Annotated in this window: 15 protein-coding genes and 1 pseudogene; 3 read left to right on the top strand and 13 right to left on the bottom strand. The window is 71.6% G+C overall.

From position 1 onward, the window contains the following. Positions 1-399: 399 nt before the first annotated feature. Positions 400-537, top strand: a pseudogene (locus tag G5V58_RS26630) (EF-Tu C-terminal domain-related protein); the annotation flags it as partial. Positions 538-569: 32 nt separating this feature from the next. On the opposite strand, the gene tuf reads toward G5V58_RS26630, so the two are convergent. From tuf to G5V58_RS01610, 8 genes are all read right to left on the bottom strand, one after another. Continuing rightward, positions 570-1,763 (bottom strand): elongation factor Tu, encoded by a 1,194-nt coding sequence (tuf, locus tag G5V58_RS01645; RefSeq protein WP_165228177.1) that lies wholly within the window; start codon positions 1,761-1,763, stop codon positions 570-572. A 67-nt stretch (positions 1,764-1,830) separates the two neighbouring features. Further along, positions 1,831-3,891 (bottom strand): elongation factor G, encoded by a 2,061-nt coding sequence (gene fusA / locus G5V58_RS01640; RefSeq protein ID WP_230487422.1) that lies wholly within the window; start codon positions 3,889-3,891, stop codon positions 1,831-1,833. 186 nt (positions 3,892-4,077) lie between these two features. Beyond that, entirely contained in the window at positions 4,078-4,548 is a 471-nt protein-coding gene (gene rpsG / locus G5V58_RS01635) for a 30S ribosomal protein S7 (protein ID WP_165228173.1), read from the bottom strand. Between the two features lies 1 nt (position 4,549). Next, positions 4,550-4,924 carry a 30S ribosomal protein S12 gene (rpsL, locus tag G5V58_RS01630; protein ID WP_011757353.1) on the bottom strand — a complete coding sequence of 125 codons (375 nt, stop codon included), beginning with the start codon at positions 4,922-4,924 and terminating at the stop codon, positions 4,550-4,552. A gap of 209 nt (positions 4,925-5,133) precedes the next feature. Continuing rightward, the gene (locus G5V58_RS01625) at positions 5,134-6,387 is read right to left on the bottom strand and encodes an MFS transporter (protein WP_165228171.1); all 1,254 of its coding nucleotides are present in this window, start codon (positions 6,385-6,387) and stop codon (positions 5,134-5,136) included. A gap of 10 nt (positions 6,388-6,397) precedes the next feature. Continuing rightward, complete coding sequence (locus G5V58_RS01620; RefSeq protein ID WP_196240549.1) at positions 6,398-6,847, bottom strand: MarR family winged helix-turn-helix transcriptional regulator; 450 nt, start codon at positions 6,845-6,847, stop codon at positions 6,398-6,400. Positions 6,848-6,954: 107 nt separating this feature from the next. Next, positions 6,955-7,944, bottom strand: coding sequence for a hypothetical protein (locus G5V58_RS01615; RefSeq protein WP_165228169.1), 990 nt, complete (start codon positions 7,942-7,944; stop codon positions 6,955-6,957). A 126-nt stretch (positions 7,945-8,070) separates the two neighbouring features. Next, complete coding sequence (locus G5V58_RS01610; RefSeq protein ID WP_165228167.1) at positions 8,071-9,519, bottom strand: NCS2 family permease; 1,449 nt, start codon at positions 9,517-9,519, stop codon at positions 8,071-8,073. A gap of 91 nt (positions 9,520-9,610) precedes the next feature. Here G5V58_RS01610 and G5V58_RS01605 point away from each other — a divergent pair, with 91 nt between their 5' ends. Further along, positions 9,611-9,931, top strand: a complete 321-nt coding sequence (locus G5V58_RS01605; RefSeq protein ID WP_230486999.1) for a DUF2530 domain-containing protein — start codon at positions 9,611-9,613, stop codon at positions 9,929-9,931. Here G5V58_RS01605 and G5V58_RS01600 read toward each other — a convergent pair. After that, positions 9,928-10,722 (bottom strand): DUF3027 domain-containing protein, encoded by a 795-nt coding sequence (locus tag G5V58_RS01600; protein WP_230486998.1) that lies wholly within the window; start codon positions 10,720-10,722, stop codon positions 9,928-9,930. The genes G5V58_RS01605 and G5V58_RS01600 overlap by 4 nt on opposite strands. A gap of 77 nt (positions 10,723-10,799) precedes the next feature. Here G5V58_RS01600 and G5V58_RS01595 point away from each other — a divergent pair, with 77 nt between their 5' ends. Beyond that, a complete protein-coding gene (locus G5V58_RS01595) occupies positions 10,800-12,305 on the top strand; it encodes an MFS transporter (protein WP_230486997.1) in 1,506 nt (501 codons plus the stop codon). A 54-nt stretch (positions 12,306-12,359) separates the two neighbouring features. Here G5V58_RS01595 and G5V58_RS01590 read toward each other — a convergent pair whose 3' ends face one another. Genes G5V58_RS01590 through larE form a run of 4 tightly spaced genes read right to left on the bottom strand, consistent with a single transcriptional unit; the run spans position 12,360 to position 15,674 of the window. Further along, the gene (locus G5V58_RS01590; RefSeq protein WP_165228161.1) at positions 12,360-12,755 is read right to left on the bottom strand and encodes a cold-shock protein; all 396 of its coding nucleotides are present in this window, start codon (positions 12,753-12,755) and stop codon (positions 12,360-12,362) included. Between the two features lie 44 nt (positions 12,756-12,799). Next, positions 12,800-13,504: a M50 family metallopeptidase gene (locus tag G5V58_RS01585; protein ID WP_165228159.1), complete on the bottom strand. Its 705-nt coding sequence runs from the start codon at positions 13,502-13,504 to the stop codon at positions 12,800-12,802. Continuing rightward, on the bottom strand, positions 13,504-14,268 hold the full coding sequence (locus G5V58_RS01580) for a GNAT family N-acetyltransferase (protein ID WP_165228157.1): 765 nt from the start codon (positions 14,266-14,268) through the stop codon (positions 13,504-13,506). Before G5V58_RS01580 ends, G5V58_RS01585 begins: the two co-directional genes overlap by 1 nt. Then, positions 14,265-15,674 (bottom strand): ATP-dependent sacrificial sulfur transferase LarE, encoded by a 1,410-nt coding sequence (gene larE, locus G5V58_RS01575; protein ID WP_230486996.1) that lies wholly within the window; start codon positions 15,672-15,674, stop codon positions 14,265-14,267. The genes G5V58_RS01580 and larE overlap by 4 nt, the downstream gene beginning before the upstream one ends. Positions 15,675-15,863: the final 189 nt, after the last annotated feature.

Genomic DNA, 15,863 nt, shown 5'->3' with positions numbered 1-15,863 from the left:
GGAGCCCGCAGCGCGGCATGGTCGGGCGGAGCCCGCAGCGCGGCATGGTCGGGCGGAGCCCGCAGCGCGGCATGGTCGGGCGGTGGGCCGACAGCGGCATGGTCGGGCGGTGGGCCGACAGCGGCATGGTCGGGCGGAGGGCCGACAGCGGCATGGTCGGACGGAGGGCCGACAGCGGCATGGTCGGGCGGTGGGCCGACACGAAGGGACAAGCAGCGGGCCACCCCAGCCACATCCGCGTGCCTCCATGGCCCCGAGAACCCGGTGCCGGCTCCGTTGAGATGAGGCACAGCCGGCCGGGCCGTCAACGGCATGGTCGGGCGGAGCCCGACAGCGGCCGTTCCGGACGGAGCACCGAGTCGACTCCCCAGCCACCCCGCACCCTCACCCAGGGCGAGGCTCAGCCCGCCGATCGCCATGGAGGAGGGCCAGCGCTTCGCCATCCGCGAGGGCGGCCGCACCGTCGGCGCCGGATCGGGTCACCCAGTCAGCCAGGGACCTGAGGAGCGAGAACGACGAAGCCCCCCACCGCGCTAGCGGTGGGGGGCTTCGGAGTGGAGCGGATCAGGTCACTTGCTGATCTTGGTGACCCGGCCGGCGCCGACGGTGCGGCCGCCCTCGCGGATGGCGAAGCGCAGGCCCTCCTCCATGGCGATCGGCTGGATGAGCTCGACGCTCATCTCGGTGTTGTCGCCGGGCATGACCATCTCGGTGCCCTCGGGGAGGGTCACCACGCCGGTCACGTCGGTGGTCCGGAAGTAGAACTGCGGACGGTAGTTGTTGAAGAACGGCGTGTGGCGGCCGCCCTCCTCCTTCGACAGGATGTAGACGCTCGCGTCGAAGTTGGTGTGCGGGGTGGTCGTGCCGGGCTTGATCACGACCATGCCGCGCTCGACGTCCTCGCGCTTGGTGCCGCGGAGCAGCAGCCCGACGTTCTCGCCGGCCTGGCCCTCGTCGAGGAGCTTGCGGAACATCTCGACACCGGTGACCGTGGACTTCTGCGAGCCCTCGCGGATGCCGATGATCTCGACCTCCTCGTTGACCTTCACGATGCCACGCTCGATGCGGCCGGTGATGACCGTGCCGCGACCGGTGATGGTGAAGACGTCCTCGACGGGCATGAGGAACGGCTTCTCGGTCTCGCGCTCCGGGGTCGGGATGTACTCGTCGACCGCGGTCATCAGCTCGAAGACCGACTCGCCCCACTTCTCGTCGCCGTTCAGCGCCGGGAAGGCGGCCACGCGCACCACGGGGATGTCGTCGCCGGGGAACTCGTACTCGGAGAGGAGCTCGCGCACCTCCATCTCGACGAGCTCGATGAGCTCCTCGTCGTCGACCATGTCGCACTTGTTGAGCGCCACGACCAGGGCCGGCACGCCGACCTGGCGGGCGAGCAGCACGTGCTCACGCGTCTGCGGCATCGGACCGTCGGTGGCGGCGACCACGAGGATCGCGCCGTCCATCTGGGCCGCGCCGGTGATCATGTTCTTGATGTAGTCCGCGTGGCCCGGGCAGTCGACGTGCGCGTAGTGACGCGACTCGGTCTGGTACTCGACGTGCGCGATCGAGATCGTGATGCCGCGCTGACGCTCCTCAGGAGCCTTGTCGATCTCGTCGAACGGGGTGAACGGGTTCAGGTCCGGGTACTTGTCGTGCAGGACCTTGGTGATGGCAGCGGTCAGCGTCGTCTTGCCGTGGTCGATGTGACCGATCGTGCCGATGTTGACGTGCGGCTTGGTCCGCTCGAACTTCGCCTTAGCCACTGTGGGCTCCTCCTGGTGTGGTTACTTGACTCGTACTTGCTGGATGGTGCCGAAGACGTACGGCGAACTACTCGCCGCGCACCTTCTTGATGATCTCGTCGGCGATGTTCTTCGGAACCTCGGCGTACGAGTCGAACTCCATCGAGTACGAAGCCTGACCGGAGGTCTTGGACCTCAGGTCGCCAACGTACCCGAACATCTCGGACAGCGGCACGAGGGCGTTGATGACCATGTCACCGTGCCGCTCCTCCTGCGCCTGGATCTGACCCCGACGGCTGTTCAGGTCGCCGATGACGGTGCCGAGGAACGACTCGGGAGTCGTCACCTCGACCGCGAACATCGGCTCCAGCAGCACCGGCTGGGCCTGGCGGGCGGCCTCCTTGAAGGCCTGGTTGCCCGCGATCTTGAAGGCCAGCTCGGAGGAGTCGACGTCGTGGTAGGCGCCGTCCTCGAGCGTGAACTTCACGTCGACCATGGGGTAGCCGGCGAGCACGCCGAACTCCATGGCCTCCTGGCCACCCTGGTCCACCGACGGGATGTACTCGCGGGGCACGCGACCGCCGCTCACGTTGTTCTGGAACTCGTAGCCCGCACCGGCGCCCGTCTCGGGGTCGATGTTGGGGCCGAGCGAGATGACGACCTTCGCGAACTGGCCGGAGCCACCCGTCTGCTTCTTGTGGGTGTAGCTGTGGTTGGTGACCTCGCGACGCACCGTCTCGCGGTAGGCCACCTGCGGCTTGCCGACGGTCGCCTCGACGCGGAACTCGCGCTTCATCCGGTCGACGAGGATCTCCAGGTGGAGCTCGCCCATGCCGGCGATGATCGTCTGGCCGGTCTCCTCGTCGGACTTGACGGTGAACGTCGGGTCCTCGTCGGAGAGCCGCTGGATCGCGGTGCCGAGCTTCTCCTGGTCGCCCTTGGTCTTGGGCTCGATCGCGACCTCGATCACCGGGGCCGGGAACGTCATCGACTCGAGCACGACGGGCTTCTGCATGTCGCTCAGGGTGTGCCCGGTCTTGGTGTCCTTCAGACCCATGACGGCCACGATCTGGCCGGCGCCGACCGACGCGATCTCCTCACGCTTGTTGGCGTGCATCTGGTAGACCTTGCCGATCCGCTCCTTCTTGCCGGTGACCGAGTTGAGCACGGTCGAGCCGGCCTCCAGCTTCCCGGAGTAGACGCGGACGTAGATGAGCTTGCCGAGGTGCGGGTCGCTGGCGATCTTGTAGGCCAGGCCCGAGAACGGCTCGCTGTCGGACGGCTTGCGGCTGACCGGCTCGTCCTCGTTGTTCACCGCGTGGCCGACGATCGCATCGATGTCCAGCGGCGAGGGGAGGTACTTCACGACCGCGTCGAGCAGGGGCTGCACGCCCTTGTTCTTGAACGCCGTGCCGCACAGCACCGGGTTGAGCTTGTCGGCCAGCGTGGCGCGACGGATCGCGGCCTCGAGCTCGTCGACGGAGAGCTCCTCGCCGTCGAGGTACTTCTCCATGACGGCGTCGTCGGCCTCGGCCAGCGTCTCGAGCAGCTTCTCGCGGTACTCCGCGGCCTGCGCCTCGAGCTCGGCCGGGATCTCCTCGACCGTGTAGTCCTCACCGATCGTGGTCTCGCCGCGCCAGGTCAGCGCGCGCATGCCCACGAGGTCGACGACCCCGAGGAAGTCGGACTCGGCGCCGATCGGCAGCTGCAGGACCAGCGGGGTGGAGTTCAGCCGGTCGACCATCATGTCGACGCAGTGGAAGAAGTCGGCACCGGTGCGGTCGAGCTTGTTGACGAAGCACATGCGGGGCACGGCGTACTTGTTGGCCTGGCGCCACACGGTCATGGTCTGGGGCTCGACGCCCGCGACACCGTCGAACACCGCGACGGCGCCGTCGAGGACGCGCAGCGAGCGCTCGACCTCGGCCGTGAAGTCCACGTGGCCGGGGGTGTCGATGATGTTGATCTGGTGGTTCTTCCACCAGCAGGTCGTCGCGGCGGACGTGATGGTGATGCCGCGCTCCTGCTCCTGCTCCATCCAGTCCATCGTGGCCGCGCCCTCGTGGACCTCACCGATCTTGTAGTTGATGCCGGTGTAGAAGAGGATCCGCTCGGTCGTCGTGGTCTTGCCGGCGTCGATGTGCGCCATGATGCCGATGTTGCGGACCTTGTTGAGGTCCGTGGTGATGTCGACAGCCACTGTCTTTGTCTCAGTCCCTTGGAAGTACGTGCACGGCGTGTGAAATCAGCACAGCGCCCGGGCCGTGCGGACCGGGCTGTGAGGAGAACGTCGACGCGGTGGTCTTTTGTTCCTCTCGCCAGCCCGGCCGCTCGGTCACCAGCGGTAGTGGGCGAAGGCCTTGTTGGACTCGGCCATCTTGTGGGTGTCCTCGCGCTTCTTCACCGCGGCACCGAGGCCGTTGGAGGCGTCGAGGATCTCGTTCATCAGCCGCTCGGCCATGGTCTTCTCACGGCGGTCCGCGGCGTACCCGACGAGCCAGCGCAGCGCGAGCGTGGTGCCGCGGGTGCCCTTGACCTCGATCGGGACCTGGTAGGTCGCGCCACCGACACGGCGGGACTTGACCTCGATGGCCGGCTTGACGTTGTCCATGGCGCGCTTGAGCGTGACCACGGGGTCGGTGCCGGTCTTGTCGCGGCAGCCCTCGAGCGCGGAGTAGACGATGCGCTGCGCGACCTGCTTCTTGCCGTCGATGAGCACCTTGGAGACGAGCTGGCTCACCAGCTGCGACCCGTAGACCGGGTCGGTGACGATCGGCCGCTTCGGGGCCGGACCCTTGCGCGGCATGTCAGCTCTTCTCCTTCTTCGCGCCGTAGCGGCTGCGCGCCTGCTTGCGGTTCTTCACGCCCTGGGTGTCGAGCGTGCCGCGGATGATCTTGTAGCGGACACCGGGGAGGTCCTTCACCCGGCCACCGCGGACGAGCACGATCGAGTGCTCCTGGAGGTTGTGGCCCACGCCCGGGATGTACGCCGTGACCTCGACGCCGCTGCTCAGGCGCACGCGGGCGACCTTGCGGAGGGCGGAGTTCGGCTTCTTCGGGGTGGTGGTGTAGACGCGGGTGCAGACGCCTCGGCGCTGCGGCGAACCCTTCAGGGCGGGTGTCTTGTTCTTCGACACCTTGTCCTGGCGGCCCTTGCGGACCAGCTGCTGGATGGTGGGCACCTGTGGTGGTTCCCTTTCTGCTTCGTCTCACGGCCCGGCGCCTTGCCGGGCACGGTGGTGTTGCTGTCTGGCCTGTGCCTGTCGATGCATCCCGCTGCGGGAGGAGAGACCTCGGCCGCTGGGCACGCACAAGGGTCTGGACGCACCAGACACCGAGGATCGAGACTACCGGCCGCCCGAGCCCAGGGCAAAAGCGCGCGGAACCGCCCTCAGGCGGCCACCGGCTGGGCCGGCGCCGGCGCCTCGACGCGAGCCGTGGCCCGCTGGAGCACCAGCACCGCCAGGGCCACCCCGACGAGCACCAGTGCACCCCCGATGAGCAGCGTCCAGCGCGCCCCGAGCTGCTCGCCGATGAGGCCGATGACGGGCGAGCCCAGCGGCGTACCGCCCATGACCACGGTCATGTAGAGCGCCATCACCCGGCCCCGCAGCTCCGGGGCGGCCGACATCTGCATGGTCGCGTTGGAGGAGTTGAGCAGCGTGATGGTGCTGAAGCCGATGACCGGCGCGAAGCACGCGAAGGCGAGGTAGGAGGGCATCAGCCCGGCCACGATCTCGGCCACACCGAACCCGACCGCCGCGAAGAGCAGCAGCCGGAGCCGGATGGTCGGGCGCCGGGCGGCGAGCAGCGCCCCGGACAGCGAGCCGACGGCCAGGCAGGAGCCGAGCAGCCCGAACTCACCGGCGCCCTTGCCGAACTCCTGGGTGGCCATCAGGGCCGAGGTGATCTGGAAGTTCATCCCGAAGGTGCCCGCGAAGAACACCAGGACCAGGATCATCAGCATCTTGGGCTGGGAGCGGACGTAGCGCACGCCCTCGAGCAGCTGGCCCGGCGCGCGACCGCGCGGCTCGGGCGAGTGCAGCAGCCGGGTGTCCATGCGGTGCAGCTGCCAGATGACGGCGAAGTAGGAGACGCCGTTGATGAGGATGACCCAGCCCGAAGCCGTGGCCCCGCCGCCGAGCAGCCCGATCAGCAGGCCGGCCAGGGCCGGGCCGAGCAGGCGGGCGGTGTTGAACGACGCGGAGTTGAGCCCGACCGCGTTGGTCAGGTCGTCGCGCCCGACCATCTCGGAGACGAAGGACTGCCGGGTGGGGGCGTCGAAGGCCGCCGCGATGCCGAAGGTGAAGGCCAGCGCGTAGACCATCCAGACCTCGGCGTGCCCGCTCACCGCGATCAGGCCCAGCGCCAGCGAGGAGACGGCCATGGCCAGCTGGGTGAGCTGCAGGAGCAGCCGCTTGGGGAAGCGGTCGGCCACCACGCCGGCGTACGGCGCGAGCAGGAGCGTCGGGAGGAACTGCAGCCCCGTGGTGATGCCGAGCTCGGTGCCGCCCGTGCCGGGCAGGCTCAGCACCAGCCAGTCCTGCGCCACCCGCTGCATCCAGGTGCCGACGTTCGACACGATGCTGCCGGCGAGGTAGAGCCGGTAGTTCGGGTTGCGCAGGGCTCGGAAGGTGGGGCTCACTCGGTCGTTCTCAGTCTCTCTCGGACAGCTTCTGCAGGATGGGGGCGGCGGCGCGCAGGGTCTGGCGCTCGGCCGGCGTCAGGTCGCGCAGCTGGCGCGACAGCCACTCGTCGCGGCGCTTGCGGTCCGCGAGGACCGTCTCGCGGCCGTGGTCGGTCAGGGTGACCACCACGACCCGGCCGTCGGACTCGTGCGGGCGGCGGGCGACGTGGCCCGCCTCCTCGAGGCCGTTGACCTTGCGGGTCATCGTGGGCGGCTGGACCCGCTCCAGCTGGGCCAGCTCGCCGACGGTCAGCTCGCCGTAGCGGAAGAGCCCGCCCAGCACCGCCATCATCGGGATGCTCAGGTCGTTGCCGGGGTCGCGCTCGTTGGCCAGCCGCCGGCGCAGCCGCATGACGGACATGCGCAGCTCCGACGCCAGTCCGGCGTCGGTGCGGGCGACCTTCTCCACGGTGGGCATGACTCTTAGCCTAACTCATTACCCGTGCTAACCATTCCCGTGGTCGCGGACGCAGCGAGCGGCCGCCCCCGGGTCCGGGGACGGCCGCTCGCTTGCCGTGGAGGGAGCTACTTCTTGCGCAGCACGTGCACCTTGACGACATCGCTGGTGCCGGCGGCGGTCGAGTTCGTCTCCGATACAGTCACGCGGAACCGGTTGACACCCGTCTTGACCGTCTTGGCGCTGAACTTGTAGGCGCCGTCGGCCGCGAGGTCACGCGTGCTGACATCGGTCCAGGTCCCGTTCTTCTTGACCTGCAGGGTGACCTTGGCGGCGGTGCCCACCGGCTTGACGGTGCCGGCGATCCGCGCCTTCTGCCTCTTGTTGACCGTGTCGCGCTTGGCCTCGGCGGTGGCGACGACGGCGGCCTTGGCCTGGTCGGTGAAGACGTACTGGTTCGGGCCGTAGGTGATCTGTCGGAGCACGCCGTCCGCGACCACGCCACTCAGCGCGTAGCCACCGTCGACCAGCACCGGGGCCTTCCCAGTGGCGGCCTGCAGGGTCTTGGTCCAGTTGGCCAGGGTGCCGTGGTAGCCGTCGCCTCCCCAGGAGCCGCACGGGTCGGTGACGCCCGCGGCCGGGGTGTTCTCGAAGCACGGGGCGTGGTTGCGGAAGAAGTTGTCGGGCAGCGCCGAGTCAGGGAAGTCCTGGGTGTCGAGGTTGACCCACACGTCCTGACCGCCGTACTGGTGCTCGCCGCGGAGCTCGCCGTCGATCTTGCCGTCCGCGTCGGCGTCGATGTAGTTCTTGACGCCCACGTCCACGGGCGTGCTGGGGCCGTACCAGGTGTAGTCGACGGTCGTCACCTGGGCGAGCGGGACGCCGACGTGGAAACGACCGCGTGCGAAGCTGTCGGTGTCGTTGACCGTCTTGAGGTGGATGCCCTCGGCCAAGAACTCCTGGGTGCCGCCGCCGGCGGTGCCGGTCGGAGCCAGCATGTCGGCCGGACGGATCTGGATGGTGCTGGTGGCCGCTTGGGCCGGCGCGGCGGCGACGAGGCCCGCCGCGAGGCCCAGGCCGGCGAGGGCGAGGACGCCGCGAGTGTTGTTCAGGTGCATGGAGACATCGGTCCTTCTGAAGAGGCGAGCGCGTCGGTCCCCGTGCGTTCCCGACCGACGGCGGCCTCACCCTAGGCGAAACATCGCTCCACGGGTAGCACGGGTGGACTTGACGTCCCCTCGGTTCTACGTGAGCAGGTCGGTGATCGGGTTGATCGCGAAGTAGACGACGAAGGCGACGGCGACGACCCAGAGCAGCGGGTGGACCTGGGCGGCCTTGCCGACGACCAGCTTGATGAGCACGTAGGCGATGAAGCCGGCGCCGATGCCCACGCTGATGGAGTAGGTGAACGGCATCAGCACGATGGTGAGGAACGCCGGGATGGCGATCTCGAGGTCGGTCCAGTCGATCTCGCGGACCTGCTGCATCATCAGGAAGCCGACCAGCACCAGCGCGGGGACCGCGGCCTCGGACGGGATGACCGCCACCAGGGGCGTGAGCAGGATCGCGAGCAGGAAGAGCACGCCGGTGACGATCGAGGCGAGCCCGGTGCGCGCGCCCTCCCCCACGCCCGAGGCGGACTCGATGTAGGAGGTGTTGGACGAGACGCCGGCGGCGCCGCCGGCCGCGGCGGCCAGGGAGTCGACGATCAGGATGCGCTCGGTGCCGGGCGGGATGCCGTCCTCGTCGAGCAGGCCCGCCTCGGCGCCGATGGCGGTCATCGTGCCCATGGTGTCGAAGAAGTCCGCGAGCATCAGCGTGAAGATCAGCAGCAGGGTCGAGACCACGCCGATCTGGTCCCAGGAGCCCAGCAGCGAGAAGTGGCCCAGGGTGTCGAAGTGCGGCGTGCTGAAGACGTCGTCGGGCAGCTTGGGCTGGTTGAGCGACCAGCCGTCCTCGGCGCCGAGCGCGTCCACGATGATCGCCAGCACCGTCGTGGCGACGATGGAGATGAGGATCGCGCCCTTGACCTTGCGGACCCACAGGGCGATGACCAGCAGCGCGCCGAAGGCGAAGACCACGACCGGCCAGCCCGTGAGGCTGCCCGAGCCGCCGAGCTGGACCGGGACGGTGGTGTTGGCGACGTCGGGGATGCGGGTCACGAAGCCGGCGTCCACGAAGCCGATGAGCGCGATGAACAGGCCGATGCCGACCGAGATCGCCACCTTGAGCGCGGCGGGTACGGCGTGGAAGACGGCCGAGCGGAACCCGGTGAGCACCAGCACCAGGATGATCAGGCCCTCGATGACCACCAGGCCCATGGCGTCGGCCCAGGTCATCTGGCTGGCCACGCCGACGGCCACGAACGCGTTGAGCCCGAGGCCGGTGGCCAGGGCCAGCGGGTAGTTGGCCACCGCGCCCATGAGGATGGTCATCACGCCGGCCACCAGCGCCGTACCGGCCGCGATGACCGGCAGGTTCGAGCCGTCGCCCGAGCCGCCGCCCAGGAAGTTGCCGTCGACGTCGGCCGCGAAGCCGAGGATCAGCGGGTTGAGGACGACGATGTAGGCCATCGTGAAGAAGGTGACGATCCCGCCTCGGACCTCGCGGCCGACGGTCGAGCCGCGCTCGGTGATCTTGAAGTAGCCGTCGAGGCCCGACCGGCGCGCCGGGGCCGTCTGCTGGGTGCTCATGGCGGCATGAGACCACGTCTGCGGGTCGCGGGGAACACACCTGTGTTACGTGTCGCGACCACGGTCGGGCCGGGGCCGTTAGGTTGGGCCCGTGGACCTGCGCGACGAGCAGCCGATGCAGCACGAGATCGGCAACCGGACCTACATCGTCGCCGACGTCGAGCCCCTGGACGTCGACGGCGTCCGCACGGTCACGGTCGGGACCGTGGCGTGGCTGGTCGCGTTCGTCGCGCTGCTGCCGTTCTACGGCCGGCTCGAGGACGACGGCCGGACCTGGTGGCTGTGGACCTGCCTGGCCGGGTTCGGGCTGGGGCTGTTCGGGCTGGAGTACTGCCGGCGGCGCCGGGTCGTGCGCACCGAGCGGCGCGAGGCCGAGGCCGGCGGCGCCCCGGTCGAGGGCCCGCTCGGCTAGAAGGACTCGACCTCGTCGACGGTGAGGGTGTCGAAGACGGGGTCGGGCAGCGGCTGGGGTTCGTGCTTCTTGGCCAGCCGGACCTCGGAGTGCGCACCGCAGCCGTGGTCGAAGCTGACCGCCCGGCCGTCGTCGTTGGCGTCGCCGTTGGCGCAGACGCCGAAGGTCTGCGCGAGCGGCCCCGCGATGCGCACCAGGAAGCCGCAGCTGTGGCAGTGGTGCGGCGCGGACTGCGCGATGGGGGCGTCGGGCCCGCCGTCGCCGTCGTACCACCGCTGGGCGGCGAGGTCGCGGCCCTCCACGGAGAGGGTGCGGACCCGGCCGAGGCCGAGGTCCTGGGCGACCTCGCGGATCTGGGCCTTGTCGTCGGCGTCGAGCGGGTCGTCGCCGAAGGAGTACGTCGGAACCAGGCGCGGGTCCTCGTCGCTGACCGGCAGCAGGTCGCCGGGCGAGAGGTCGCCGGGCTGGATGCGCTCGCGGTAGGGCACCCAGTCGGGGGCGACGATCGCTTCCTCGCCGGGCACCAGGACGATCTCGTCGACGGTGACGTTCTTCTGGCGCGGCGCGCGGGCCACGGTGACCGACCAGCGCCAGCCGACGTACCCGGGGCGGGTGCACGCGAACAAGTGGGTGACGACGCGCTCGCCCTCGGCGTACGCCCCGAGGTGGTCACCGACGTCGCCGGGCTCCACGTCCAGGGCCAGCACGTCGCGGGCGAGGTCGACGGCCGCGGCCAGAGCGGCGTCGAGCTTGGCGCCGCGGGGCGCGGGGGTCGAGACGAGGGTGCTCACAGCGGGCAAGCATGACGGATCGGCGGGCGCCGTGTCAGGTCGGGCCGGTGGTCGGTCCGGTCGGGCAGGATGGGCCTGTGGACGAGGAGGACCAGCGCTGGCGCGACCCGCACCCGCGCCAGACGCCCACCACTCCCCCGTCGGCGGCCGAGCGCGCCCGCCGCGTGGGCCGCGGGCTGGCCACCGGCACCCGCGCCACGGCGCGCGGGCTGGGCAAGGTCGGGCGGGGCACCGCGCGGGCCACGCGCTTCACCGCCTACCAGGCCCGCCGGGCCTCCGAGGCCGAGGGCGCCGGCGAGTCCGGGCTGTCCCGGCTGATCCAGATGCACGTGTTCAACACCGCGGGTGACGCGGCGGTGGCGATCTCGCTGGCCGGCTCGCTGTTCTTCCAGGTGCCCTCGGGCGAGGCGCGCGACCAGGTGGCGCTGTTCCTCGGGCTGACGATGCTGCCGTTCGCCATCGTGGCGCCGCTGATCGGGCCGTTCCTGGACCGGTTCGCCCACGGACGGCGCTGGGCCGTCGGCGCGACCATGGCCGTCCGGGCCTTCCTGTGCTGGGCGCTGGCCTCGTCGATCAGCAGCGGCTCCGCGCTGGTCTTCGCCGCGGCGCTCGGCGTGCTCGTCTCCTCCAAGGCGTACGGCGTGACGCGGGCGGCCGCCGTGCCCCGCCTGCTGCCGCGCGACTTCACCCTGGTCAAGGCCAACGGCCGGGTCTCGCTGTCCGGCATCGTCGGCGCCTCGGTGTCGGCGCCGCTGGCCGGGCTGGCCTCGCTGGCCGGGCCGGAGTGGTCGCTGCGCTACGCGACGCTGCTGTTCGTCATCGCCACGGTCTGCGCGATCCGGCTGCCGGCCGCCGTGGACTCCAGCGAGGGCGAGGGCGAGATGTCCTGGCGCGGCCAGGAGGGCAGCACGTCGCGGCGCGGGCGGCTGCGCACCCGGATCCCCGGGCCGGTGGCCTTCGCGCTGCGGGCCAACTGCGGGCCGTGGTTCCTCAGCGGCTTCCTGCTGATGTTCGTGGCCTTCCTGCTGCGCGACCCCGACGTCAGGCCCGACAGCGCCTTCGGCGCCGGCGTGATGATCGGCATCGTGGTCGGCGCAGCCGGCCTCGGTCGCGTGCTCGGCACCCTGGCCGCCTCGATGCTGCGCCGGGTCACGCCCGCGCTGGCCGTGGTGCTCGCCCTGGTCGGCGACGCCGCGGCCGCGCTGGTCGCCGCGCTGTTCTACAGCGTGTGGACCCTGGCCCTGCTCGGCCTGGTCGCCGGGCTGGCCCAGGCCCTGGCCAAGTTCAGCCTCGACGCCACCATCCAGCGCGACATCCCCGTGCGCGTCCAGGCCAGCGCCTTCGGCCGCAGCGACACCGCCTGCCAGCTGGCCTGGGTGCTCGGCGGCTTCGTGGGCATCGCGATCCCGCTCGACCCGCCGCGGCTGGGGCTGACCGTCGCGTTCGCCGCCCTGGCCGCCTGGTCGGCGTACGTGCTGTCGACCGCGCCGCGCCACCGCCGCCAGCAGCGGCTGGCCCGCCAGGCCCGCGCGGCCCAGGCCGACATCGACACCCAGCCGCTGCCGGTGCAGCGCAGGAGCTGAGCGTCCGGCGCGCCCAGACGGCTCGCCGTCAGCGCGGACGGAGTCCGCGCAGGTTCACAGGTCGAGCTCGTCCGCGAGCGCGCGGAGCAGCTTGGCCGTGGGCTTGGCCGTGGTGCGGTCGGGGTGCCGGCCGTGGCGGTAGGACTCGCCGACGCCGTCGAGGAGGCGGATCAGGTCCTCGACGATCGGCGCCATCTCGTCGGGCTTGCGGCGCTGGGCGTGGGCCACGTTGCGCTGGACCGACGCCGGCTTGTCGAGGATGCGGACCTGCAGCGCCTGGTCGCCGCGGCGGCCCTGGGCGATCCCGAACTCGACGCGGGTGCCCGCCTTGACGGTGGTCACGCCCTCCGGGAGCGCGTCGGCGCGCACGTAGACGTCCGGGCCGTCCTCCTGGGACAGGAACCCGAACCCCTTCTCGGAGTCGAACCACTTCACCTTGCCTGTGGGCACGAGGAAGAACCCTAATCGACCTGTGGTCGCGGCTCGACCGGGATTCAGACGACGCTGGGCGCCAGGGTGCTGACGCCGACCACGAGCCCGGCCAGGCTGGCGAGGAGCAGCACCAGGATCCACAGCACGGCGGGGACGCGGGTGAGCCGGGCCAGCTGGTCGGGGTCGGAGGTGCGGCCGCGGCGACGGCCGGCGGCGAGGAGCTCGAGCAGGGGTCGTGGCGCGGCCAGGAGGAGCAGCCAGGTGACGAGGTACGCCGCGACGGACTGCACGCGCGGGGCGGCGTACCAGGTGAGGAGGGCGACGGCCGCGCCGCCGAGGAGGAGGACGAGGAAGCCGTAGCCGTTGCGGACCCACACGAGGAGCAGCACGGCGAGCAGGACCAGCAGCCAGAGCAGGGCGACGCTGTGACCGGCGGCGAGCAGGAGCGCCGCGACCAGACCGAGGAGCGCGGGGGCCAGGTAGCCGGCGGCCAGCATCGCCACCATGCCGGGGCCGCGGGGCTTGCCGCGGGTGACGGTGAGGCCGGAGGTGTCGGAGTGCAGGTGCACCGCACGCAGCCGGCGGCCGACGAGGACGCCGACGAGGGCGTGACCGGCCTCGTGGACGACGGTGACGCCGAGGCGCACGCGCGGCCAGGTCGCCCGCCAGAGGACCAGGACCAGCGCGAGGCCACCGGTGGCCAGGACGAACGTCGCGTCGGGGACCGGCTGGGTCGCGGTCACCCGGTCCCAGAGCTGGGCGAGCATCAGCCCCGGCGGAGCAGGTGGGCGCGCTCGCCGCCGTAGCGCTCGAAGCCCGCGCGCCGCAGCACGGGCCCGGACGTCTCGACCCGCCCCTTGACCAGGGCGAACCGGCAGCCGGCGGCCCGTGCGGCCTGGAGGCGCACGTCGAGCAGCGCGCGGTAGAGCCCGGTGCCCCGGGCCTCCTGCCGCACGCCGCCGCCCCAGAGACGGGCCACGCCGTCGACGTACGACGCGCCGGCGGTGCCCAGCGGCCGGCCGTCGCGGTAGGCCACGAACTGCGGGGCCGCGTCGCGGATGCGGCCGACCGCGGCGGCGACGGCCTCGTCGTCGGGGAAGGAGCCGCCGAAGACCTCGACGCCGATCGCCTCCGCGTCGCGCCAGGAGGCCTCGTCGACGACCCGGCGCACGTCGACGTCGGCCGGGACGTCGAGGTCGGGCAGCGCGTCGAGGGGGCGGGCGAGCACGTCGAGGTGCTCGGTCGGCTCGGCGCCGCGCTCGCGCAAGTGGGCCTCGAGGTCGGCGGGCCGGGTCGTGCCGGTGATCCAGAAGGTCACCGCGTCGCGGCCCAGCGCGGCGGCCCGGTCGAGGACCTCGTCGACCAGCGCGGCCGCGGTCCGGTCGGAGGCGATCGAGGTGACCGCGGTCGGGTCGGACCAGTGCAGCGGGTAGGCGACGAGGTGGTACTCGTCGGTGCGGACCTGCTCGGCGTCCTCCGGCACGTAGACCCAGGCGGCCGAGGCGGCCAGGACCTCCTCGGCCGAGGTCACGCCAGCCGTTCGTTCATCGAGCCGGAGCGGAAGCCCTGGGGATCGACGTGCGCCTCGGCGAAGCCGGCGCCACGGACGGCCGCCTCGACCTCGGCCTGCTCAGGCAGCGGCAGCAGGTCGCGGTCCAGCTCGACCGAGGCGCGGTCGCCGAGGTCGCGCACCCGCAGGTTGCGCACACGATCGCCCAGCAGGGCGCGGACCGCGGCCTCGGCGCGCTCGACGCGGGCCAGTCGGTGGGGGGTGACCTCGACGCCGTAGGCGACCCGGCTGGACAGGCAGGCCGCGGCGGGCTTGTCCCAGGTGGGCAGCCCCCAGCGGCGCGAGGCCTCGCGGACCTGGGCCTTGGTCAGGCCGGCGTCGCGCAGCGGGGCGACGGCGCCGCGCTCGTCGGCGGCGCGGATGCCGGGGCGGAAGCCGGCCACGGCGTCGTCGGCGTTGGTGCCGGTTGCGACGGTCGCGATGCCGCGCTCGCGGGCGAGCGGGGTGAGGACCTCGAGGAGCTCGGCCTTGCAGAAGAAGCAGCGGTCGCCACCGTTGGCGCGGTAGCCCTCGCGCTCCATCTCGTGGGTGCGCGGGGTGAGGACCTCGACGCCCAGGCTCGCGGCGAAGTCGCGGGCCGGGTCGCGCTCGACCTCGGGCAGCGAGTCGCTGTAGCCGGTGGCCGCGACCACGTGCTCGGGGCCGAGGGCGCGGGTCGCGGCGGCCAGCAGGAAGGCGCTGTCGGCGCCGCCGCTGTAGGCCACCAGCACCTCGCCCCGACCGGCGAGGTCACGCTCGAGGGCCTCGAGCCGGGTGGTCAGCAGGTGCTCGTCGAGCCAGGCCGGGAACTCCTCCAGGCTCTCCAGCACCACGTCGGTCCCGGCGGCCTCGAGCTCCGCGCGGGTGCAGCCGCCGGTCAGCACGCTGACGCTCAGGGCACCCGCGGCCCGCGCGCCCTCGACGTCGTGGACGTGGTCGCCGACGTAGACCGACACCCCCTCGCGGCGCAGCGCGTCGGCCTTGCCGACACCCCACACCCAGCCCTCGACCAGGTCCACGTCCAGGCCGAGGTGGTCCACGTGCAGCTGGGCGTTGCGCGGGAACTTGCCGGTCACCAGCACGATCCGCCCGCGGTGGCGGCGTACGGCGGCCAGGGCCTCGTGCGCGCCCGGCAGCGCCGGCACCGGGGTGATCGAGTGCTCGACGTACAGCTCGCGGAAGCGGTCGCCCGCCGGCCCGACCGCCTCGGCGGCCAGGTGCGGTTCCAGCAGCTGCTCCAGCGGCGGGCCGAGCCGGGTCGTCAGCTCCTCGACCGGGAACGCGACCCCCAGCTCGTCGCCCAGCGCGCGCAGCGTGGCGGCGAACCCGGGCACGGTGTCGATGAGGGTCATGTCCAGGTCGAAGCCGACCGCGAGCTCACTGGACACGGCAGCAAGCCTAGGCGGACCCCTGGACGCCGGCGAACGGCGGACGTACGGTCGCGGAGGCGGACCGCCACCCGATCGGGTGCCCGGCCACGCCAGAACGTCGTCACCACACCTCTCGGGAGCACCTGCATGAAGCCACGTCGTCTCGTCGCGTTGGGAGTCGGTGCCGCCACGGCCCTGTCCCTCACG

The sequence above is a fragment of the Nocardioides anomalus genome (assembly GCF_011046535.1).
GTDB lineage: Bacteria > Actinomycetota > Actinomycetes > Propionibacteriales > Nocardioidaceae > Nocardioides > Nocardioides anomalus.
The sequence above is the reverse complement of the archived record's forward strand: the minus strand, read 5'-3'. Positions and strand labels throughout refer to the sequence as shown.